Below are 22601 nucleotides of genomic sequence, written 5' to 3'. Positions count from 1 at the left end.
TTGAAGTCCTTTCGTTTTCTAGTGGCAGCAAATTGACTCTTTATTAGACTCTTTTTGTTTTCTAGTGGCAGCAAATTGATTCTTTATTATAGACTCCTTTTGTTTTCTAGAATCTGCATCGATTCTTTCTTGAAGTCCTTTTATTTAGATGGAATTCATCCTGCTAAATTAAGCGCATTCGCCTGAGAGGGGAATTAGAAGGAATTTATACCGTTAATTTAAGCGTTTGTATTGGTTTCCTGCTTTTTTCTTGGAATTAGCAGGAGAAACTCCCGTTAAACGACGTGGAAAGCTGAAATTCATTAAATTAGCGGGAGAAATTCCATGTAAGTCAAGGGCTATAACCTTTATGCGGATGAGACCAATTATTATGTAAAATGATGAATTCCTAAAATGTAAGCCATGAAGTAAATACTCATCTAGAAGAGTTAACCAGACCATTCCAGAGAAGAATATTTAAACATGGCTTCATATCAGGATACACGAAATATAAACCAGCTGTTTGCCTTAGAATATCGAGATGCGAGTGTAGCTACGTTGCTCGAGACCATTTTAAATCAAGTGTTGAAAGCCCAAGCGACAGAGTGATTACCAGCTTCCAAGTAGGAGCGGACACCTGACCGGCTAGGACAACGAAATGGAAGTTACTCACCAAGCCTTATGACACGCGTGGGCAGCATTACCTTGCAAATCCCTAGGTGCGCAGCGACCGTAAGCATGATCTACCTGCGCAGCGACTGAAACGCAAAGAGGGTAGTCCGAAATTTTATAGCTAATGGAATGAAAACAGCCGGACAGGAGAAGGTATCCTATCTGGCTGTTTGCGTGGCATTTTCATGATCGCCTCGTCCCAATGGCGTCTGTGGCGGAAGCTCCGGCACGGCTGATATCTTTTGGCTTGCGAAGCAGCAAGGCAAGCGGCAGCGCAGACAATATAATGATCGCGGAAAATAAGAAAGCATCGTTTATGCTTAACGTGTAAGCAGAGGGGTAGGCTTCATCGCTTTTTCCGAGCTGCTCTTGATGAACCGCCAGCCGGGCATAAAATAGCGAAGTGAACAAGCCTAGCGCCATCGCGCTGAATATTTGCCGCAGCCAGTTGATGAGGGCCGAGGCGTGGCCGGAGAGCTCCTTGGGAATGGCCATCATGCCGGCGTTGGTCACAGGCGTTAGGGCTAGGCCGGTTCCCGTATTGCGGATCGCGATAATGATCATAATGGCCAGCAGACTCGTACTCACTTGAAGCCTGCTGAACAAGTATGTCGTGGCAATAAGGATGGAGGTTCCGACGATGGCGAGCATAGCCGGTCCGAATTTATGATAATACCGCCCGGAGAAGAAGGTGGCGCAAGTTAAGCATGCAGCTCCCGGCAAAAACAACAGCCCGATATGAAAAGAACTGAGCCCGTGGATTTCCGATAGATACAGCGGAACAAAATAAATGCCTGAGTAAAGGGCAACGGAAAGGATTAGGGAAACAACTAAGCTGATCGTGAACGTGCGGTTGCGGAACAAGCGCAGCTGCAGCAAGGGCGTCTTCGTTCTTAGCTGGTGAATAACGAACCAAACCGCGCTGCCGACCCCGACGATTAAGCACACCCAAAAAGCAGAAGATTTCCAGCCCCAGGCGTATATATTACCAAATAAAAGCAGCAGTGACAGGCTGCCTGAAGCTGCAAGCGCAAGCCCGATGCGATCCAGTTTGGTTTCCTTGTTTACGGGATTGGTTGGGAGAATTCGGCTGCCGATTACAAGCGCTAGAATGCCGACAGGCACCGTTACGAGAAAGATCAAATGCCAGTCATAGCCTTGCAGCCAGCCGCTGACCGATGGGGCAAGCGCCGTGCCAAGAATCGTGGAGAACGACCAAACGCTAACTGCAAGAGGCTGCTTGTCAGCGGGAACGGTCCGGTAGATGAGTGCCAGCGAGACCGGCTGAATCAGGCCGCAGAACACCCCTTGCAAAATTCGAAAGGCAATAAGCGCGTGAATATTCCACGAGAAGGCGCAAAGCACCGAAGTCACCGTAATACCGGCTAGGCAAAATAGAAAGACTTGTTTTCCTCCGAAACGATCTCCTGCATAGCCGCCGGCCGGAGCAATAACGCCGCAAGCGAGCGAAAACCCGGTGATAATCCACTGTACCTTTCCTAAATCCGTATGGAAAATGCCGATAAAGCCCGGCAGCGATACATTTAGTGAAACAACATGATACATGCCTACAAATGAACCAAAGAAGAGTGTCGCTAAGGCAGGCCAAAACGATGGTTTGGCAATGAACGGTTTATTGAGCTTTTCGGTTAGTCCTGCTGACAACCGCACACCTCCTGATTTTCACATTCGTATAGGTTTGGGAATATGGTATAGATATAAAACCAGTGTAACACATCGGAATAATGGCTTATTATTGAAATTTTGTATAAAGCGATAGAACGATTTGTGGTTACGCCCACTTTGGAGACGGGAAAAGGCGATGTATTCGTTTCCTCAGAAAGCATCAGGCGCAAGCACAAAGCGGAGCTTCTTCATATAATGCAGGGTATGGACCCATTATGGAAATGCGTTAAAAGAATCGCATATCGTGGGAGGGACTGCAGATGGCTAGGTTTCAACATATCCACGAGCTTATTGGCAACACGCCGCTGGTCGAACTAAAAGGTTATGCACTGCCGAATGGAGTAAAGCTTTATGCAAAGCTGGAATATAAGAATCCGGGAGGCAGTGTCAAGGATCGGCTTGGCGTAGAGCTTCTAAATGACGCGTTCGCAAGCGGTCAACTGCAGCCTGGAGGAACGGTCATCGAAGCCACGGCGGGAAATACGGGAATCGGGCTTGCGCTGGCGGCAATCGGACGAGGAATTTCGACAATCTTTGTCGTGCCGGAGAAGTTCAGCATAGAGAAGCAGCAGCTCATGCGGGCGCTTGGCGGGCGAATTGTGAATACGCCATCAGAGCTGGGCATCCTCGGCGCCGTGACTAAGGCAGAGGAGCTTGTGCGGGAGATTCCGGGTGCATATTCTCCAAGACAATTTACCAATCCCGTTAATCCGCTAACCTATTATAAAACGCTTGGTCCCGAGCTATGGCGGGATTTGGATGGCCAAATAGACATTTTTGTTGCCGGAGCAGGCTCTGGCGGTACCTTTATGGGTACAGCGATTTACTTGAAGGAGCAGAATGCTCAATTAAAGACCGTCATTGTCGAGCCGGAGGGCTCCATTCTAGGCGGCGGTGCTCCCGGTCCGCATCGGACGGAAGGCATTGGCATTGAGAAGCTGGCTCCGTTCATGGACAGCACGTATTTCGATGCCATTCATACTATTAGCGATGAGGATGCCTTTGCGAGAGTGAAGGAACTGGCCCAGCTGGAAGGTATGTTGACGGGCAGCTCTTCTGGAGCCGCACTGCATGCAGCCCTGCTTGAAGCACAGGCAGCTGCGCCGGGCAGCCATATCGTTACGATTTTTCCAGATGGCAGCGAACGCTATTTGAGCAAACAGATCTATTAGGGAGGCGTTTTAGCTGAGAAGGAAAACAAAGCTCATTCATGGGGGAACGCCATTTGATCCGCATACGGGTGCGGTGAGTGTTCCGATTTATCAGGTCAGCACCTACAAGCAGGAGGAGATTGGCGTTCATAAGGGGTACGAGTATTCCCGGACCGGAAATCCGACGCGCCATGCGCTTGAACAGTACATTGCCGATTTGGAGGAAGGGAGCCGGGGATTTGCTTTCAGCTCTGGCATGGCGGCAATTCATGCCGTGTTTTCCTTGCTAAGCGCGGGTGACCATATCATTTTGACCGATGATGTATATGGGGGAACGTACCGCATTGCAACAAAAGTGCTAAACCGCCTCGGGATTGAAGCAACATTTGTGGATACGACCAAACAAGAAGAAATTGACAAGGCGCTGCTGCCCCATACGAAAGCGCTGTTTGTGGAAACGCCTACGAACCCGCTGCTTAAAGTAACGGATATCGCCAAATTAGCGGAATGGACCAAGTCAAAGCGGCTGCTGTTAATCGTGGATAATACGTTCAGCACCCCTTATTGGCAGACACCCCTTGCGCTTGGGGCGGATATCGTGGTGCATTCGGCAACCAAATATATCGGTGGGCATAGCGATGTGGTTGCGGGCTTGGCTGTTGTAAATAACGAGGCGCTGGGCGAGGAGCTGCATTTTGTGCAAAACGCAACGGGCGGCGTGCTTGGCCCTCAGGATTCGTGGCTGCTTATGCGGGGCTTGAAGACACTCGGTCTCCGTATGGAAGCCCACGAGGAGAATGCCAGGGCAATTGTCGCCAGCTTGTCAGCCCTGCCCGCGGTTCATGGCATTCATTATCCGGGGCTGCCGAGCCACCCGCAGCATGAACTGGCCAAGCGGCAGGCGCGCGGTTTTGGCGGCATCATATCCTTTGATGTCGGAAGTGCGCAGCAAGCGGCCGCAGTCATTCAAAGACTGAAATACTTTACTTTAGCCGAAAGTCTAGGTGCGGTGGAAAGTTTAATTTCGGTGCCGGCTCGCATGACCCATGCCTCGATTCCGGCTGCAAGACGGCAGCAGCTAGGCATTACAGATGGGCTCATTCGCATATCAGTAGGAATAGAGGACGCCGAGGACTTAGTTGAGGATTTGGAGCAGAGCTTGCAGGCCTAATGGAGATAACCAGTAACTCCCTTTGTTAAGAACGGGTGAATCCACCGGATGGTCGCAACTTATTCTGTCCTTTGTTCGTTAGGAGGATACACGTGGAATTCTAACAACAAAGGATGGTAGATGAAATGGCCTTTAAACAATTATGGAATAGAAATATAGCAATAGCATCCGTAACGGCGGCAGTACTTCTTAGCACGGTAGCCGCAGGGGGGACGGTTAACGGTGCTTCTGCAAACGCGCCTGTACCTCTACAATTTCAAATCGGCAGCAACAAAGCCGTAGATTATCGCGGCGAGCATACACTTGCAGCTGCACCTTATGTGGTTAACGGCATTACAATGGTTCCGGTAAGAGCTCTGGCGGATGGCCTGCAGGCAACGCTTGTGTGGGACGCCAAAACAAAAGGAATTCAATTAAGCCGGGATGGCCTTACGGTTCACCTGACGCAGAACAGCGACGCCGTAACAGGCACTTATATCAAAAATGTGAAGCTGCCGGCGAAAACAGCCGTCGTGAAGGGCAACACGTTCGTACCGGCTAAGGTCGTAGCACAGCTGCTTGGGGCACAGACGAAATGGGATGCGAAGCAGAAAAAGATCGTCATTCAGGCGAGCGATGCGGGACTTTTGCTGAACTACTCCTTTGATCAAAGCGAAGAAGGCTGGAGCGGCGCATTCGCTGACCTGCCTGTGGACTATGATCCTTCTATTTATAATCTCTCTTACGCGCGTGAGCTGCTTCCTACGGCAAACAACAAAACAAACTATGGACTTAAGCTCAGCGGCATGAACCGCAGCGACGATTTATTCATGTACGTGACGAAAAAAATCGACGGTTTGGAGCCGAATACGGAGTACCAAGCTTCCTTGTCGTTCAAGCTGTATACAGATCAATCGGGCGGCATGATGGGAGTTGGCGGAGCGCCTGGAGAAGCCGTCAGCATTAAAGCAGGCTTTGTAAACAAGGAGCCGAAGGCGATAGAGTCGACGGACGAGGGTCACGCGCATTACCGGATGAATCTCGATAAAGGCAATCAATCCACAGAAGGCAAGGATATGAAGATCGTGGGCAACATGGTACAGCCTGACGATACGCTCACTGGCTTCCAGCCGGTAGCGATGGAGCACGCAGCGACGTTGAAAACGAATGAGAAGGGCGAGCTTTATGTCATTGTTGGCAGCGACTCCGGTTATGAAGGGCTGACCACTCTTTACCTCGATGATCTTAAGGTTAAGCTATTGCCGCAGGGCTAAATATACAAGTAAAGCGATTCTTTGACGGTTTCCATCCGTTAAGGAATCGTTTTTCGTTTGCGTGAGCGCATGGCGGTAGTCTGTTAGAAGGAATGGAAAAATAAACTTGCACAATATAAACGAATTTTAATAAAATTGGGAAGGATTGTGAGTGGTATAGCTAGAATATTGGTTAATGTCCAACAATATGGAAGCTAGCCGTCCTGGAAAGGTTAATTGGTAAAACAACATGATGAAAAACCATTTGCTTATTGAATCCCACAAAAAATGCGAACAGCAAGGCCTCAATCCGGATGGGCTCCCTATTTATACCGAACGCTTTACTTCCGCTGAGCTTGAAGCTCGAAGACTTAAATATAAAGAGATCATTGAGGTTATCGGTTTTTTTGTTGATAAATTTTTATCCTCTGTTGCCGGCGATCCTTTTTTTGTAGCCATCTCAGATGAAAAAGGCTATCTCCTCGAATTTAAAGGCGACAACTCGATTATTAGTCAGGTCAGGCAGCTAGGTATTGAAGAAGGTCTTCGCTTCTCTGAGGAAATTGGCACTAACTCTGTTGATTTATGCTTGCGCCATCACCAGCCTGTTCAGCTTATTGGAGAAGATCATTTTCATAAAGCGCTGCACCAGCTTGCTTGTTATACGGCTCCGTTCCATATGGAAGACTCTGGCCAATTGCTCGGTTCCCTTTCGATCATGACCGCTACCCAGTTCGCACACCCTCACCTGCTAGCCCTGCTATGTACGATCGTAGATTCTATCGAGCGCGAGCTGCTGCTGCGCAAAAACAATACTCAGCTGCAAATTCTCAATCAGGTTCTGATGGATACCAACTATTATGGAATCATCATTACGGATGCGCTAGGCACAATTGTAGAGATGAATGATAAAAGCACGGCTATTCTAAAAACCATAGAAGAAAGCGGCAGCTGCTGCCTCGGACGCAGCGTGTTTGAAGTGAATAGGATCGGTCCTTACTTTGAACGGGTGATTAAGGATAGGGAATCCTGCGTTGGCGTCGAGGTCGCGCTCTTGAGCGGCGTGGAGCCGCAATATTTTATGCTCGATGTGGTGCCTATTTACGATAACGAGCAGCAGCTAACGAGGGTCGTTGGCAGCTTGCGGGATATTACCGAAATGAAGATCGCAGAGGAATTGCTGCGCAATACAGAAAAGCTTGGTTTTGCGGGCCAAATTGCGGTTAGCATCGCCCATGAAATCCGGAATCCAATGACCACGGTAAAAGGCATGCTGCAGATGACGAGCAAAACGACCAATCCCGATTACTATAATCTGATGATGTCAGAGCTTGAACGGATGAATGCGATTGTGGGCGAGTTTCTCATTCTCGGTAGGCCCCAAGCGATTCAGTACAAAGAAGAGCAATGCCATCTTATTCTTGAAGAGGTATTGTCTGTGTTTGAACTGCAATTAGAGATGAACGGAATTAAGGTGCACTATGAATGCGGTGAAAGCATGAGCATCAGGTGCGACCGAGATCAAGTAAAGCAAGTGTTCTTGAACATTTTGAAAAATGCGATGGAGGCATTGCCCTTTGGCGGAGAGATTGGTATCCTGCTGGATGCCATGGACGGGTATCAGCGCATTCGCTTTACCGATAATGGCGTTGGCATGACGGATGAAGTATTACAGCGAATCGGCCAGCCATTTCATACGACAAGGCGAGACGGAAACGGACTTGGGATGATGATTGTAGATAAAATTATGTCCTCGCATGATGGCAAGCTGTCGGTTTCGAGCCAATTAGGCATAGGCACGTCGGTGGAGGTCAGGTTTCCATCTCTATAAAATTCTTTTAAACGATCATTTACGGCGGGCTGCCGAGGGATGATCGATTTTTTTTGTTGAAGGAGGAGGGCGTCTCGTGAACCCAAGCGCCCTCCTCCTTCGTGCATTCCTTTATTTGAGCTGCGCATCTACTTTGGCGATAATGGCCGACGTTTGCTGCTCGTAAGTGAGCGTCTTCTGCTTATGCTCATTGATTTGCTTGACGCTTGCCAGCATTCTGGCGAGAGAGCTTAACGAAGCAGAGGAATCCCCTTTTTTGACGGCTTGATTTAATAGGGATGTCTCGGTTGTAAATTGCTTCTTCATGCTGCTGATCGAGCTTTTGGCAGCTTTGATCTTAATTTTAATCGGATCGATTTCGCTGAGCGTGTCCCGCAGCTTTTTTATCGTTTTTGCCGTATTGGCCTTTGCGGTCTTAAGGGCAGCTTCCTTGCTGCGTATATCCAGCTTGGCGATCTGTACGGCTGCTTTGGTCGTCTCTACTTGGGGTTTGAGCGAATTGGCTAACGTCTTGTTCTTGTATGACTTAGCGATACTAAGCTGCTGGTTTAATGAATCATAAAGCGTGAATAAAGGCTCGTATTTCTTCTTGGCTTGAACGACGGCTGCCTCCAGCTTTTGCAGCTTATCTGCGTCGACTTCTTTAATGCGCTTGCGGGTAGCGAGCACGGCCTCCTCATTTTGATAATGAAGCTTATCGATTTTGGTATCCCATTCGATCGTATGCTTCTGTACCGCTTGCAGGTCCGCATAATGCGAGGTGAGCTTCGCGGCGGTCGATTTGTCAGCGGCGCCTTTCATTTTGTCAAAAGCAGTCTTGGCGGTCGCGCTGAATTCGAAGGATGATGCTGCAATTACGGCTGGGCTGGTAAACGCGAGAATGAGGGCTAGCCCGATTGCGGTTAACTTTGAACCTAGTTTCATCAATAATAAAGCCTCCTTAGGGTACGGCGTTACAACGCAAAAAAAGCACCTGCAAGATAGGCGTCATACGCCATCTCTTACGGGTGCTTCCATCGTAAGCCATACTTATTTAACTAATTCTACCAATATACAGGATGGTTTGGGCAGTCGTCAAGGGCGTATTGACCTAGATGCCTATGGCCGGGCATACTCTTCGGGCGTTTTGCCGATAATGGATTTGAAATCTTTACTAAAATGGGATTGATCGTAATAACCAAGCTCCAAAGCTAATTTAAGCAAATCGGTGGGGCTGCTGTTGTCCATCGCTTCAGCCGCGTTTTGCAGCCGGTAAAGCTTAATGACCCACTTGGGGCTAATGCCGACATATTGGCTGAACAAACGCTGCAGTTTTCTTTTGTTCAAACGGAACTCCCCGCACAGCTGCTCGACCGTGGTAAGCTCGCGGTCCTCTTGGATACGGGCAATGATTTGGTTGACCAAAGAGGCCGTCAGGTCAACAGGCGGCAGATGCTGAAGCAGCAGCGCTTCGGTCAAGGCGATTCTATCTGTTGTATCGGGGTGGGCCGCAATCTGTTTCATATAAGCGGTACTCGCCATTCCGAAAACGCTCTCCAGTGACGAAGCTTGATCCGTAAACTTGGAGAGCGGCGATTGAATATAAGGGTAGAAGCCACCGGGCTGGAATTTCACGCCGAATACCCGTCCCTTGCCTTCAATCTTCTGCGTATACATCCTGCTGGCTACGCCATATATGCCGCTTTTGTTGTCTTCCATAACTAGATTGACGCAAGGATTCGGAACGACATCCTGAAAGTATGGAGGCTCGTTTTCAAGATTCCACGTGATCACCCAGTAGTGCTTGACGAAAGGGCGCAGCTGCTCCGACGGAGGATAGCGGTCAAGCTGGAATTTCTTCTCTCCTTCGCGAAGCTGCAAAACGCCCATACTGCTCTTTTTTTCCGTTGCTGGCATCTATGAATCCCTCCATCATGGGTTGGTTTGTCGCGTTTTTACAATACCGGCGATGCCGGTAACGGTATAATACGTTTAGTTAGAGGCAAGTTACTGCTGCTGCAATAGCTACACCATTTTGAATGATGAGAAGGAGTGCAGGTCATGGAATTCAAATATGAGTTTTATATCGGTGCGGCACCTGAGAAGGTTTGGGAAGCGCTTGTGCTGCCAGAAGGAACGAAGCAAACGTTTTTTGGCTGTGTCATCAACTCGGACTTTGAGGTTGGCTCGTCCTATCAATACGTTGGCCCTGGCACGGATGGCGATGATACGGTTCATATCTATGGTACTATTCTAGCATATGAAGAAAATAAAATATTTACCGTTTTAGAACATCCGGGACCTGCCTATAGGCCAAATCATGCAGAACTGGAATCGAGAATGGCTTTCTCGCTTGAGGAGGTTGGAGCCACTACGAAGCTGACTGTAATCAATGACCAATTTACGGAAAACCATCCCTCGCTGGAAACGGTGGACAGTCAGTGGTGGATGATCTTAAATAACCTGAAAACTTACGTTGAAACAGGCAAAAACCTCGATTTCGGCTGGTAAGCTGAAGGAATTAAACATTGGCAACGGCTCTAGACCGTTGAGGCATGGGAAGAAATCAAAAGAGCATCGGCCGCCGCTGATGCTTTTTTTTCTGCATGCGGGAGCGGCAATGATTTCTTTTCCGGCTTTGTTTCTTTATACTGTATAAAAAAGGACAGGCGTTATACGTCTGCGACTACGGATAGGAGAGAAGTCAGCATGGGCTACAAAATTGTTTTTTTTGACATCGACGGTACGTTAATTAATGAACAAAAGGAAATACCTGCGGACACAATTAAAGCTATTGCGGAGCTAAAGGCAACCGGAGTGGAGCCCGTTATCGCTACAGGGAGAGCCCCTTATTTTATTAAGCCGCTCGCCGAGCAGCTCGGCATTGAATCCTTTGTATGCTTAAACGGCGGATATGTTGTATACAAAGGAACGGCGCTGTACAAAAGGGAAATCGAGAAGAGCAGGCTGGAGGCGCTAGTCAAAGTCGCTGCAGAGCATAACCACGGGCTTGTATTCGAAGGGGAGCACAACTTCTTTGCAGACAAAGAGGATCATCCTTTTATTATAGAATCGGTTAATTCGCTGAAGGTTGACTTGCCGGGCTACAACCCGGAATTTTGGAAAACGGACGGCATCTATCAGGTATTCCTCCACTGCGAAAGCCATGAAGAGCATTTGTATGACGGGCTGCATTCCGAGCTTAAGCTAATTCGCTGGCATCCCCAAGCCATTGATGTCCTTCCTGCGGGAGGCTCCAAAGCACAGGGCATTGAAGCATTGCTCGATAAGCTGGGCTTGACGCCTGCGGACGCGGTTGCATTTGGCGATGGCTTGAACGATATGGAGATGCTGGAAACGGTAGGCTTCGGCGTTGCCATGGGCAATTCTAATCCCGCGCTGCTGCCGTATGCCGATTTTGTGACCACGCACGTAGATGAGCAGGGGATACGGAATGGTTTGGTGAAAGCTGGATTGTTGTAACGATTAGCGGGCAACTATCCGCTTGTATACGAGAACAGGAGCTGTCTTTCCAGGGGGGAACCCAAGGAAGACAGCTCCTGTTCGTTTGATTATCGGATGATCAAATCATACTCTGCTTCGTTTATGGTAATAATTGCTTTTAGGGGGCCCGTACCCGTTTCTACTTCCTTAGGCACCTCAGCTAAAAATACGAGCGTTTCGGTTTTTAATGGCTCGATAGACGTAATGCTCGTATAGGTAAAGTCTGCCCCGCCCTGTTCTTCAATGGTGGAGAAGGTGCGATATTCGTATTTGTCATTGTACTTGATCGTTAAGCTGGCGAAATCGTCTGCGCTTTTCCCGGCTGCGAGCAGGCTCTTCAGCTTAATCGTGACTGCAAGGTAGGTGTTTCCTTCATCCTTCGCCTCGTAGTAGGTGTGAAAGTCGCCGGGCTTCGAAGGCTTAATCACTTTGTTGAATTGGGTTTTGACTACGGTGAATTCGGCGAAATCGGCAACTGTTACGGCTTTGTTCAGCTCAGCAATAAGGGGAGCGTCCACAGCTGCAGTTGTCTCAGGCTGCTCGCTTGCAGCTGCGCTTTCTTCTGGCTCGCTGTCTGTTTTTACGGCTTCTTGCCCTTCTTTAAGCTGTTGGTTCTCTTCTTTGAGAGCGGTAATTTCTTTCTTCAGCTCTGCAATTTCATTGCTAGAGTCATCCCCGGCAGAGCAGCCCGACAAAAGACTTCCAAGCAGCCCCAACGTAATCATGAATTGTAATGTTTTCTTACCCATTCTGCACCTCTGGTTAGCATATTTTTCCTATTAGTATAATCTATTAAATGACCAAATACGACAATTTTTTCAAGTTAAATCTTTGTCATGCTCTAAAATTTGGCACGAACTGGAACGCTCATTCGTAGAATTATACAATCGAATCGGAAATGAAAGGCGGATACTGGTGGATGAATAGAACGATAGAGCATATTAAAGGACAGGACTCTGTGCTTCGCGTTGCGATAAAGGAAGCAGGCTATGAGGAAAACAAGCCGACGATTCGTCACATATGGCTTGATGTTGCGCCAGGCGAGCTTGTAGGCTTGATAGGGCCGAATGGCGCTGGCAAAAGCACGACGATCAAGACGATTCTGGGCTTGATGGCTCATGTTGATGGGGAAATCGTGCTCGGCGGCAAAAATAAACGCTATGCTTATGTGCCGGAGCAACCGGTATTCTATGAATATATGACGTTATGGGAGCATTTGCATCTGGCCGCTTCGGCCTTCGAAATCGAAGAAAAGCAATTTTCGGCCAAGGCGGATGAGCTGCTGGAGCGCTTCCGATTGTCAGAGGAGAAGCATCATTACCCATCGCATTTCTCCAAGGGCATGCAGCAGAAGCTGATGCTCATCATTGCATTTCTGCTGGAACCTGATGTATACATCGTGGATGAGCCCTTTGTCGGGCTAGACCCAAGGGCAACGTCGGATTTTCTGAAGCTGCTTGAAGGGGAACGGGAACGCGGAGCGGGCGTGCTTATGTCGACACATGTTCTGGACACCGCAGAGCGAATTTGTACGGGGTTTGTCCTTATTAACAATGGCTCGGTCGTCGCGCGCGGGTCCATGCACGAGGTAAGAAGCGATGCGGGCTGCGCCGAGAACGCGACATTGTTCGAGTGCTTTCACGCATTGACCTAGGGGGTGGACGGAAGTGATCACGCCGCGACGATTATTTTGGATTAGGCTCAGTCGCAATCAGAGGGACCAGCTTCGCGCTTGGCGAAGCGTGCTTGACTGGACGGTATGTCTTTACTTGGTTCTTCCCGGCTTGTTTATTGGAGGCGGCCTTTATCGGGAGGTGCTGCTCGATATGCCGGCGTGGGCGATCAAGCTGCCTTGGACCACGCTCTATCCCATTTTGTTGCTATTTCTATTATTTATAGGACAAGTACGTATTTTTGTGGAGGAGGCAGACCGGCTGTTCCTGCTTCAGCGGCCGGCATGGCTGCAAAGCTTGAAGCGCCATGGGATCGCCTATACGCTAGTCATGAAAGCATTCGTCATTGCCATTCCGTATTTGCTGCTTCTGCCTTTTCTAATAAGGGTAGAGGGGCTGACTTGGACGGCATTAACGATAGCCTACGCCTTTACGATCGTCATGGGGATGGTACTGGCCCTTGGTATACAGTTGTTGAATGGGAAGCTGAAGGGATGGCGCAAGGGGACTTTAGAGACGATTAGTCTTCTGCTCTTTGGGGCTTTCTATTTATATCCGATGATCGCTTGGGAGAACGATATTGTCCTGATGGCTATTTCTCTTGCTGTTGCCGCTAGTGTCATGCTTCTGCTGTTGCTTGTGAGTATAAAGGCACCGATTCATTTCGAGGCTGAGGTGAAAACGGAAAATCAGGTGCGCCTGCGAAGCACGGAGCTGTTGATGAGCCAGGTTATTGAATCGAAACCGCTCGTCCGTGTGAAACGGCCTTATTTGTTCAGGGGTTCGCAGCGCCTATTCCGCAAGTCGGATGGCGGAACCATTTTGGCGGAAATGCGGCTGAAAGCTTTCCTAAGGGGCATGACGCATATTCGGGTATGGCTTGGCTTTATGTCTGCCACGACCTATGCCGTGTCGCTTGTTCCCGGGCCGATAGCGTTATTTCTCGTTGCCGCTCTAACGGTCATTGGCATGTCATGGCTGCATATACAATGGAAGCAATGGTTTGCGGAAGCGTTTATTGCTCAGTTTCCCTGGTCCAAGGCTGCTGCCAAAAGAGGAGCGGTTCTTTCCCGGTTCTGGCTTCTGCTGCCGCTAATGCTGATTTGGTCAGCGATTGCAGGCTATAAGCTTGCCGGTGCGGTTGGTGTTATTGGCGCTACATTATTATGCACGGCTATCTGGATCGGGCTTAGCCTGTTTGACCAGCGCAAGCTAGAGATGGATGTGAATGTAACGGAGAGCAAAGGACAACCTTTCCGAAAAGGTTCATGACCTGCTTATTGGGGTAAGAAAGAATAGACCCGCAGCTTGACCGGAAGAGGGTTCACTATTTTCCAGGAGGTGCAAGCAGGCATGAGTACGGATAAGGACTTATATGGCACAGTAGATGAAGAGATTTTGGCACAGAAGCAAGGAAACAGCTATATTTTGACGACAACGAAAGGTACGATTGGTGAAATTACGTATACGATGGTGGACGTGGATACATGGGCGATCGACCATACGTATGTGGACGGTGAATATCGAGGACGGGAACTGGCGAAGCAATTGTTAGATTTTGTCGTTGATGAGGCGCGGGAAAAAGGCAGGAAAATCATACCGTCATGCTCCTACGCCTTGGCACAATTCAAGCGGCATCCCTCTTATGCGGACGTATGGGAGAAGACCAACACGGAGTATTCCGATCCGTACAGCTCAAGCGGAGCAGGCACGGCGGGTGGGAATATACGAAAATAGCAGTGTACGAGCAAAGAAGAGAGCCGCGGACGCGTCGTCCGCAGCTCTCTTCTTTGCTTGAATAAATAAAGTTATTTTGTTGCAGTCAAACGGGATTGTTCATTTTGCAGAAGATAGTATAGGGGAAAAAAGAGCCGAAACGTGGTTCAGCTCCTAAGCGCATCCGGCATCTAATTACTTCTGAAGCTCGGTAAACACAACTAAACGCTCCTCATGCGTCTTCGCTTCCTTATTGAATTCTCCTGTACACGTAATTAAATTCAAATGCCTCTGATAGGAAAAGCCGAAGATATTTTCTAAGGGCGCATCTTTACGGGGATAACTCGCTGTGCCCGTAACGATAAAAGCGCGGGTGACACCGTCCTTGTCCTTCAAAACAACCTCGTCCCCAGCCTTTAGTCGGTCTAGCTTATAAAAGACAGCAGGCCCAGTCAGACTGTCTACATGTCCAGCCATGACGGCGTTGCCTCGTTCTCCAGGCTTCGTGCCGGGCTCAAACCAGCCAACTCCGTCTATATTTTGAGGGACGCCCATTTGCCCATTTTTCATGGTGCCTACCTCTTCAATTGCCGCATCCACGCCAATAGCAGGAATAGAAATGGAAACGGGCACGATGCCAAGATCCTCTTCTTTTAACTGGCTAGGCGTCTGAAGTACAGACTTTGTAGGAGTGGGTGAGGGGGAAGAGGCGGCGGTTTGAGCATCATTTACAGCAGGGGAAACCTCTTTGGAGCATGAAGTTAGCGTGAGAGCCATGGCAATCATGCCTACCATGACTAGGAAGAACCATATTTTCATTCTGTTCATCATACAGGCATACACCTCCGGTACTTTCGACAGGAAAAGAGGAGGGAAGCTCCCTCCTCTTCGATATTATGATTTGGGAGCGTTCCGGCGAGCGATAAAGAACGGGATTAGCACAGCCAATGCCATAATAACAAGGGATATCATCAGAATATCCGATGTTGAGGATTTTGAATGGCTCATGCCGCCCATGCCGGTTTGTGGCATTTCCGTGGGCATTTTTCCGGCAAATTGGTCTGGGAATTGGTCCACAATGGCGCTCGTCACGCCGAGTCCGACTTCATACATATGCGCATAAGCCTCACGAACGGTCGGATATGTCGTGGCATAGTCCATTTCAGTATAACTGTTGAAAGCTTTTAATAGCTCATCCACATGGATTTTCAGGCCTGCTTCCATGTCGGCTGCCTTCAAGCGGCCTTCCGTTGCTGTATCGAGAAAAGCTGCTTGCTCGGCACGGTACTTATCTAGGTCTGCGATTGCCTTGGCTTTGGCAGCGTCATCCTTGGCGCCAGTCGCTTTCACATAGTCAACAAAGTAACCGATATGTGAGCTCCAAATTTTGTGGAAGGCTTCTCCGCCTTCCTTGCCGTATACTGATGCAATAGCTGCGGAAAGCTCATCGGTATTTTCATTTAAAGCAGCAGCAGAAGCATTAAAGTCCTTAGCGCCGTCAATGCCTTTCTGCATCGCAAGTATGGCTAGTGCGGCATGTTCGGAGAACAAATGATTTAAGCTTGCGCGGAGCTCGGCGGCTGGGGTATCCACCGTTTTGCTGTCGAATTGGTCAGGGAATTGATCGGTTATGGCCCATGACAATCCTTTGCCTACACCATACATATGATGAATGGACTCTCTCAGGCTGTCGTACGTCTTGTCGAAATCTCCGGCTACGTAGTTATCGAAAGCCCAAACAAGCTGATTAATATGGACTTTTAATCCTTCCTCTAGTTCCTTTGCTACTAAACGGCCTCCAGTGGCTGTATCGAGAAAAGCAGCTTGCTTCACGCGATAATCATCCAGATCAGCCAACGCTTTTTTCTTCGCTGCATCATCCTTGGCGCCAGTCGCCTTCACATAATCCACGAAGTACCCAATATGGCTGGTCCAAATTTCTTTAAAAGCCGCGCCGCCTTCTTCTCCATAGACGGAAGCTACTGCGTTGCTCAAATCATCGGCGTTTTGGAGCAAAGCTCCCGCGGCAGCATCAAAATCCCCTTTTCCATCAATGCCCTTCTGCATGGCTACCACCGCTAAGTAAGCATGCTCGGATAACAAAGAGTCCAAAGCAGCCCGCAAATCTACCGCTTTGTTGGATGCTTCAGCAGCACCGGCCGCCGTCGTTGTCATTGTGCCTCCTCCGTGCGAATGATCGCTTGCGCTTGCAAGTCCGGCTGTCGGAAGAAGGAGAGCAAGGCTAAGAGGCAAGGCAACCAAATATTTTTTCATTTTCATGTGTGAACACTCCCTTTAATTTTTGTTCTTGTTAAGTAGCACGAATGCTTTGCTTCCTTGGATCACTTCTCACAAAAAAAGTTTTCGTACGTACAATAACCTATAGAAAATCGATGACATGGAGGAGAACGACAGTGATACTTGTTTCGGGCACGAATACCTTTGAGCTAAATCCGCTAACGCTGTCAGAGCTGGAAAGAAGAATACTGCAGGCGAAGCAGAGAAGTCAGGTTGTCTACCGCTACCCCTCTGTCGAGGCATTGGAGTTTGAGATGAAAATGCGTACGCATATTGTCGAGGCGGCCAAAGCGCTTTATGCGGGTGGAGCCAACTTTGCAACCTTTGCTGGATCGAAATGCAATGAGGAGTATTGGATCAGGACGGAAAATGGCGGGTTCCAGCTGAGAGGCGGCGTATTGCCTTCGGTAGGCATTAACGATATTTTTGAAAATGGGCATTTGTATGGTTTTGAGTGCGCGGGCGCCATCATCATTATTTTGTACAAAGCGGTGCTGGATACGGTAGGCGAAGCGGTGTTCAATGCGTATTTTCAAAATCTGTTTCTGAGGGATTGGCAGTATGACCGCGATTTAAGCCTTATTACCACCTATGATAAAAATGAAGCCTACCCCGGGGATGTCCTCTATTTCAAAAATCCTGAGCATGATCCGGAAACGCCGGAGTGGCAGGGAGAGAATGTGGTTATGCTGGATGACAACCTATATTTTGGCCATGGCATTGGCATTGAGTCAGGACAGGATATTATTGCCGCGCTCAACCGGATGAGGACGCCAGGAAGCACGATTTCGGCATATTTGCAGGATCTGGTCGTTCATCCCGACTTTGAATATTTGCGCAGCTTATCGGTTCGGAATGGTGTGCAGGAAGTAAACCGGACGAATGAGTTCTATGGCATTGCGGCAAAAGTAGGGGAAGGTACCTTTCTTTTCTAATAAGTATTATGATAAAAAGTAACATAAGCAAAGAAGCACCTGTAGCGTAAGCGTCGCGGCTTGCCGTACTGGTGTTTCTTTTATTCCGAAATGAGACTGGGGCAGGTTAATGAGAATGCATGTACTGATTGTTGATGATGATCCTGCTATTCGGGAGCTGCTGCGCTTCGTGCTGCGGAAGGAAGGGTATGTGGTGCTGGAAGCGGGCGATGGACAGGCTGCCTCCCGGCTGCTGGAGCAGGAACAGGTTCATTTGGCCGTTGTCGACCTTATGATGCCCCGCAAGGATGGTTTCGAGCTTTGCGAGGAAATTAGGCGATATTATGATATTCCGGTTATCATGCTGACGGCGAGAGCGGAAATGGCGGACAAAGAAAAAGGGTTTGATGCGGGAACTGACGATTATATGGTAAAGCCCTTTGAGCCCAAGGAGCTGTTATTCCGTATCAAAGCGCTGCTTCGCCGGTATCGGCTCGTTTCCTCCGAGGTTATTCGTCTGGGGAGCATTACGATTGACCGTCGAGGTTATGAAATTAAAGCAGGGAATGACGTGCTTACGCTACCGCTGCGGGAATTTGAGCTGTTGTCACAACTGGCAAGCCATCCGGGGCGCATTTATACGCGGGAGCAATTGATCCAACTGATTTGGAGCGCGGATTTTAAAGGAGACAGCCGCACGGTTGATGTCCATGTCAAAAGGCTGCGCGAGCGCTTTGCCGACTATCAGCATGATTTTACGATTACGACGATTCGGGGATTGGGCTATAAGCTGGAGGTGCATGAGGCATGAAGTCCTTATATGTCCGCATTGTCTTCACGTTTGTAATGGTCGCGATGGTTAGCGGCATTGTTGGCTTGCTCTTAACCGGACTCTATTACCAGGACAAGCAGCAGTCCGGCAATGAACAGAAAATGCTTGGCATTGCGCAAAATATTAAAGAGCAGTATGAGCAAAATCCCGGAATGGATTTGGACGGCTATTTAACCCATGTTGCGGCATTAGGCTTTCAAATTTATTTGGCCCGTGCTGATCAGGCAGGACAAGCTTACGGCTCTCCGTTTAAGCACGGAAAGCTGTCCGAGCAGCAGATTCAGTCCGTGTTGGAAGGAAATGCTTATCTCGGAATGGAGGAGCAGAAGGAGCGGCTGGCGCTTTTCTCGTATTTCAAAAATAGCGTGCTGAATACAGCAGGTTTGCCGCTTCAGACAGATAAAGGCACGGCAGCGCTGTTTATTAGGCCTGATCTACAGCAGCAGATTGGTGAAATTCGTATTATTGCGGCGATCTTAATCGGTTTTACCTTCATGATTAGCCTGCTGCTTATTGTCGTGCTGTCGCGGCTGATCGTCAAGCCGGTGAACCAACTGACGAGCGCGACTAAGCGAATGGTCGCAGGTGATTTTAATGCGGGGCTAGAGCTCTCCCGAAAGGATGAGATTGGCGAGCTGGCGCGTAATTTCTCCGTGATGACGCAAGCGATAAAGCAGCTTGACCAAATGCGGCAAGAATTTGTCGCCAATGTCTCCCATGAATTTCAGACGCCGCTGACTTCCATGCAAGGCTTGGCACGGGCTGCTCTAGATAAGGAAACGACAGCAGAGCAGAAAGCAAACTATTTGACTATAATTGAGAAGGAAAGCAAACGTCTCTCCGGCCTTAGCAAGCAGCTTCTGACGCTGGCAGCGCTAGATAAAGAGCAGAAGCCGCTGCGTAAAACCTCCTATCGCCTCGATGAGCAAATTCGCCAAATTTTGATAACGCTCGAATGGCAATGGACGGAGAAAGAGCTGCAATTGGAGCTGGAGCTTCCGGATACGGTTATTTGTGCGGATCAGCAGCTGCTTCACGAGGTGTGGCTGAATCTCCTTGCCAATAGCATTAAATTTTCGGATTCGGGCCAGACCATTCGCATAACCATTACCGGCGGAGAAATGATTGTACTTGAAATTTGTGATGAGGGGATAGGCATTCCGGAAGCGGATCTCCCTTATATTTTTGACCGTTTCTATAAGTCGAGCAAAACGCGTGACCTTTCTTCTACGGGAAGCGGGCTTGGCCTCTCTATCGTGCACAAGCTCGTTTCTTTGCATCAAGGCAGCATTAAAGTAGAGAGCCGCCCGGAAGCGGGCACGTCGGTTAAGGTGCAACTGCCGAGATTGTAATGCTCCGTTCATCGTTCGTTCATGTTCCTGTTCAATAATGCAGGGGAAGGACAGAACAGGAGGTTCGAACATGAACGTGAAACCATTGCAAAAGGTGATTCAATATGTAAGCAGCCCCAGAGGGGCGAAAATAACGCTGGTATGCTGGGTGCTGCTCGCGATTGCGTTAACGATAGCAGCTCCCGGAGCCAAGGAACATGCAGTAAGCGCAGGGGAAGGCAGCGCCAGCGGGAATAACGCAGCGGCGCAGGCGCAGCGCTTGCTGGAGGAGCAGTTTCCCTCAGTGGAAGGGCTGCCGGCGCTGCTCGTATTCCACCACGAGCAAGGAATGACGGAGGAACAGCTGAAAGAAATCTCGGCGTTCAGCGCGTGGTTGTCCTCGGATTCTAAGCCAGCAGAAATCGATAAAGCGATGCCGTTCCATCAGATGCCTATGCAGGCTCAGCAGCAACTGCTGTCGGAGGATCGCACTACCTTGCTCCTAGCTGTAACGGTGAATGAGCATGCGGAATCGGATCAGATTCTGACCGCAATAGATGAAATTAGGAAGAAATGGGAGCAATTCGGCACAGCCGATGTGAGGCTTGAGCTGACTGGACCAGCAGCCATTTCCGCCGATACGCTTACTCTATTTCGAAATGCGGATATTGTGCTTATGCTGGCGACGGTGGTGTTGATCTTAGTTCTGCTCGTCGCTATTTATCGATCACCGCTGCTGGCCATTATACCTCTAGCGGCGGCAGGGCTCGTTTATTCTGTAGTTGACCGGCTAATCGGGCTTGCGGGCAAAGCGGGATTGTTTCTCATCGATAAACAATCCCTATCGATTATGATGATTTTGCTGTTCGCGGTCATTACCGATTATTGCTTGTTCGTGTTCTCGCGCTATCGTGAGGAGCTTCTGCAGATGGACAACAAACATCAGGCGATGGCAGCGGCGATGAAGCAGGTTGCTGAGCCGATTCTGTTCAGCGGCGGCACGGTGCTGCTTGCAATGCTGGCGTTGTTTGCGGCAACGTTCCAGCCTTATCGCGGCTTTGCGCCAGTATTCTCGGCTGCGGTCGCTGTGATATTGCTGGCGGGCCTTACGCTTGTGCCAGCGGTGTTTGCGCTACTGGGCCGCAAGGCATTTTGGCCGTTTGTGCCAAAGCTTCAGCGGCAGCCGTCGCAAACGGGTGGCGGTCGTCAACGGTTATGGACAAAAATTGGTACGTTTGTTACAAATAAGCCAAAGCGTGTGGCTGGTATTCTACTCACACTGCTGGTGCTAGCTGCGGTTAATAGTTTGGGCATCAGCTTTTCGTTTAATCTCATGAACTCCTTTCCTGAGAAGTTAGCCTCCCGCCAAGGGTTCGAGCTGTTAGAGAAACATTATCCGCCGGGCGAGCTTGCTCCCGTGACAATGATACTGAGTAGTGCGAGTGACATTGAGGCAGACCCTGCGTTTACGGATAAGCTTCGCGCATTAACGGAGCTAATGATGAAGGAAGGCAAGGTTGCTTCGGTTAGCCCTGAATTGACGGAGGGGACGGAATGGCCGATTGAGGCATTGTCTACAGATAAGCATTCTGTGAAGCTGCAAATGGTTTTAAAAATAAACCCATACGATTCGGAAGCCTTAAATACGGTTGAAGGATGGAAGAAGGAGAGTGCTGCTTGGCTGAAGGACAGTGGCTTTGATCCCGGACTCCATTCCTTGCAGTTTGCAGGTCAGACGGCTGCCCAAGTGGATGTACGAGAGATGAACAAACAGGATACGCTGGTTGTATTCGCGTTAATCGCCCTGCTAATTGCGATCATGCTTGCTTGGCAAACCGGCAGCATCAAGCTGGCGATGTTCATGATGGCTACGATACTGCTATCGTATGCGGCTGCGCTAGGATTAAGCTGGGGGGTGTTCCACAGCTTGCTGGGCTATGAAACGATCAGTTACCGGCTTCCGATGTATGGCTTTGTCTTTATGGTGGCCTTGGGCGTGGACTACAATATTATGCTCGTCTCGCGGGTGCAGGAGGAAGCAGTGCGTCACCCTTGGCGAGAGGCCATACGTCGTGCGGTGGCATCAACGGGCGGCGTTATCTCATCGGCAGGCATTATTCTGGCAGCCACCTTTGCCGTGCTCATGACCCAGCCGCTTCAGGAGCTGTTTCTATTCGGCTTTATGATGGCTGTCGGCATCCTGATGGACACCTTCCTCGTTCGCGGCATGCTGCTTCCTGCTTTGATGAGTTTGTTTATGGGCGGAAAGACAAGAAACATTTAAGTTAAGGTCGCTGCGCGAGTAGATCATTCTTACGATCGCGGTTGCAGCCAGATTCATTGATTAGACAGGATAAGGTAAGAATCTGACTGCAAAGGCGACCACTTCGTTTCTCCAGAACAATCTTCTCGCTTCGCTTTAACTTCAAATATGTAAATTTAGCTTAAACAGGCTGCCTGTGAAGCAACAAATAAACACAATTGAAAACTCCCCTATCTTGCTTTAAACAAGATAAGGGAGTTTTTGCTGAATTCATACACACCAACACCAACACCAACACCAACACCAACACCAACACCAACACCAACACCAACACCAACACCAACACCAACACCAACACCAACACCAACA

The 22601-nt window shown here is 49.2% G+C and carries 19 protein-coding genes and 1 pseudogene; 14 read left to right on the top strand and 6 right to left on the bottom strand.

Annotated elements, in window-relative coordinates:
* Positions 1–462: 462 nt before the first annotated feature.
* Positions 463–699 (top strand): annotated as a pseudogene (locus FJQ58_RS33380) (transposase); the annotation flags it as partial.
* 135 nt (positions 700–834) lie between these two features.
* Here FJQ58_RS33380 and FJQ58_RS04860 read toward each other — a convergent pair.
* A complete protein-coding gene (locus FJQ58_RS04860; protein ID WP_238403817.1) occupies positions 835–2316 on the bottom strand; it encodes a DHA2 family efflux MFS transporter permease subunit in 1482 nt (493 codons plus the stop codon).
* Positions 2317–2597: 281 nt separating this feature from the next.
* On the opposite strand from FJQ58_RS04860, the gene FJQ58_RS04855 reads away from it, so the two are divergent.
* From FJQ58_RS04855 to FJQ58_RS04840, 4 genes are all read left to right on the top strand, one after another.
* Positions 2598–3509 carry a PLP-dependent cysteine synthase family protein gene (locus FJQ58_RS04855; RefSeq protein WP_139991308.1) on the top strand — a complete coding sequence of 304 codons (912 nt, stop codon included), beginning with the start codon at positions 2598–2600 and terminating at the stop codon, positions 3507–3509.
* Positions 3510–3522: 13 nt separating this feature from the next.
* Positions 3523–4659, top strand: a complete 1137-nt coding sequence (locus FJQ58_RS04850) for a bifunctional cystathionine gamma-lyase/homocysteine desulfhydrase (RefSeq protein WP_139991307.1) — start codon at positions 3523–3525, stop codon at positions 4657–4659.
* Between the two features lie 125 nt (positions 4660–4784).
* Positions 4785–5912 (top strand): copper amine oxidase N-terminal domain-containing protein, encoded by a 1128-nt coding sequence (locus FJQ58_RS04845; RefSeq protein WP_162341308.1) that lies wholly within the window; start codon positions 4785–4787, stop codon positions 5910–5912.
* Between the two features lie 229 nt (positions 5913–6141).
* Entirely contained in the window at positions 6142–7722 is a 1581-nt protein-coding gene (locus tag FJQ58_RS04840) for an ATP-binding protein (protein WP_139991305.1), read from the top strand.
* A gap of 111 nt (positions 7723–7833) precedes the next feature.
* On the opposite strand, the gene FJQ58_RS04835 is transcribed toward FJQ58_RS04840, so the two are convergent.
* A complete protein-coding gene (locus FJQ58_RS04835; RefSeq protein WP_139991304.1) occupies positions 7834–8646 on the bottom strand; it encodes a hypothetical protein in 813 nt (270 codons plus the stop codon).
* Between the two features lie 174 nt (positions 8647–8820).
* Positions 8821–9618 carry a helix-turn-helix domain-containing protein gene (locus FJQ58_RS04830; protein WP_139991303.1) on the bottom strand — a complete coding sequence of 266 codons (798 nt, stop codon included), beginning with the start codon at positions 9616–9618 and terminating at the stop codon, positions 8821–8823.
* 144 nt (positions 9619–9762) lie between these two features.
* Here FJQ58_RS04830 and FJQ58_RS04825 point away from each other — a divergent pair, with 144 nt between their 5' ends.
* On the top strand, positions 9763–10212 hold the full coding sequence (locus FJQ58_RS04825; protein ID WP_139991302.1) for an SRPBCC family protein: 450 nt from the start codon (positions 9763–9765) through the stop codon (positions 10210–10212).
* A gap of 198 nt (positions 10213–10410) precedes the next feature.
* Positions 10411–11184 carry a Cof-type HAD-IIB family hydrolase gene (locus FJQ58_RS04820; RefSeq protein WP_139991301.1) on the top strand — a complete coding sequence of 258 codons (774 nt, stop codon included), beginning with the start codon at positions 10411–10413 and terminating at the stop codon, positions 11182–11184.
* Positions 11185–11273: 89 nt separating this feature from the next.
* Here the strand turns inward: FJQ58_RS04820 and FJQ58_RS04815 are convergent, their stop codons facing one another.
* Positions 11274–11954 (bottom strand): hypothetical protein, encoded by a 681-nt coding sequence (locus FJQ58_RS04815; protein WP_238403815.1) that lies wholly within the window; start codon positions 11952–11954, stop codon positions 11274–11276.
* Positions 11955–12124: 170 nt separating this feature from the next.
* Here FJQ58_RS04815 and FJQ58_RS04810 point away from each other — a divergent pair, with 170 nt between their 5' ends.
* From FJQ58_RS04810 to FJQ58_RS04800, 3 genes are all read left to right on the top strand, one after another.
* Complete coding sequence (locus FJQ58_RS04810) at positions 12125–12859, top strand: ABC transporter ATP-binding protein (protein ID WP_139991300.1); 735 nt, start codon at positions 12125–12127, stop codon at positions 12857–12859.
* A 13-nt stretch (positions 12860–12872) separates the two neighbouring features.
* The gene (locus FJQ58_RS04805; protein WP_139991299.1) at positions 12873–14150 is read left to right on the top strand and encodes an ABC transporter permease; all 1278 of its coding nucleotides are present in this window, start codon (positions 12873–12875) and stop codon (positions 14148–14150) included.
* Positions 14151–14231: 81 nt separating this feature from the next.
* Positions 14232–14615 carry a GNAT family N-acetyltransferase gene (locus FJQ58_RS04800; protein ID WP_139991298.1) on the top strand — a complete coding sequence of 128 codons (384 nt, stop codon included), beginning with the start codon at positions 14232–14234 and terminating at the stop codon, positions 14613–14615.
* A 174-nt stretch (positions 14616–14789) separates the two neighbouring features.
* Here the strand turns inward: FJQ58_RS04800 and FJQ58_RS04795 are convergent, their stop codons facing one another.
* Complete coding sequence (locus tag FJQ58_RS04795; RefSeq protein WP_139991297.1) at positions 14790–15425, bottom strand: class F sortase; 636 nt, start codon at positions 15423–15425, stop codon at positions 14790–14792.
* Positions 15426–15488: 63 nt separating this feature from the next.
* Positions 15489–16874: a copper amine oxidase gene (locus FJQ58_RS04790; protein WP_139991296.1), complete on the bottom strand. Its 1386-nt coding sequence runs from the start codon at positions 16872–16874 to the stop codon at positions 15489–15491.
* A gap of 134 nt (positions 16875–17008) precedes the next feature.
* Between FJQ58_RS04790 and FJQ58_RS04785 the strand changes: the two genes are divergently transcribed.
* The 4 genes from FJQ58_RS04785 to FJQ58_RS04770 all read left to right on the top strand — a co-directional run bounded on the left by FJQ58_RS04785 (position 17009) and on the right by FJQ58_RS04770 (position 22253).
* Positions 17009–17827: a protein-glutamine gamma-glutamyltransferase gene (locus FJQ58_RS04785; protein WP_139991295.1), complete on the top strand. Its 819-nt coding sequence runs from the start codon at positions 17009–17011 to the stop codon at positions 17825–17827.
* A gap of 109 nt (positions 17828–17936) precedes the next feature.
* Positions 17937–18617, top strand: coding sequence for a response regulator transcription factor (locus FJQ58_RS04780; protein WP_139991294.1), 681 nt, complete (start codon positions 17937–17939; stop codon positions 18615–18617).
* Positions 18614–19990, top strand: coding sequence for a sensor histidine kinase (locus FJQ58_RS04775; RefSeq protein WP_139991293.1), 1377 nt, complete (start codon positions 18614–18616; stop codon positions 19988–19990). The genes FJQ58_RS04780 and FJQ58_RS04775 overlap by 4 nt, the downstream gene beginning before the upstream one ends.
* A 70-nt stretch (positions 19991–20060) precedes the next feature.
* Positions 20061–22253 carry an MMPL family transporter gene (locus tag FJQ58_RS04770; RefSeq protein WP_139991292.1) on the top strand — a complete coding sequence of 731 codons (2193 nt, stop codon included), beginning with the start codon at positions 20061–20063 and terminating at the stop codon, positions 22251–22253.
* The last annotated feature ends 348 nt before the right edge of the window (positions 22254–22601 follow it).

Source organism: Paenibacillus paridis, from assembly GCF_006345825.1.
GTDB classification, from domain to species: Bacteria; Bacillota; Bacilli; order Paenibacillales; family Paenibacillaceae; genus Pristimantibacillus; species Pristimantibacillus paridis.
Note: the sequence above shows the minus strand (reverse complement) of the source record. Positions and strands in the feature narration are given on the sequence as shown.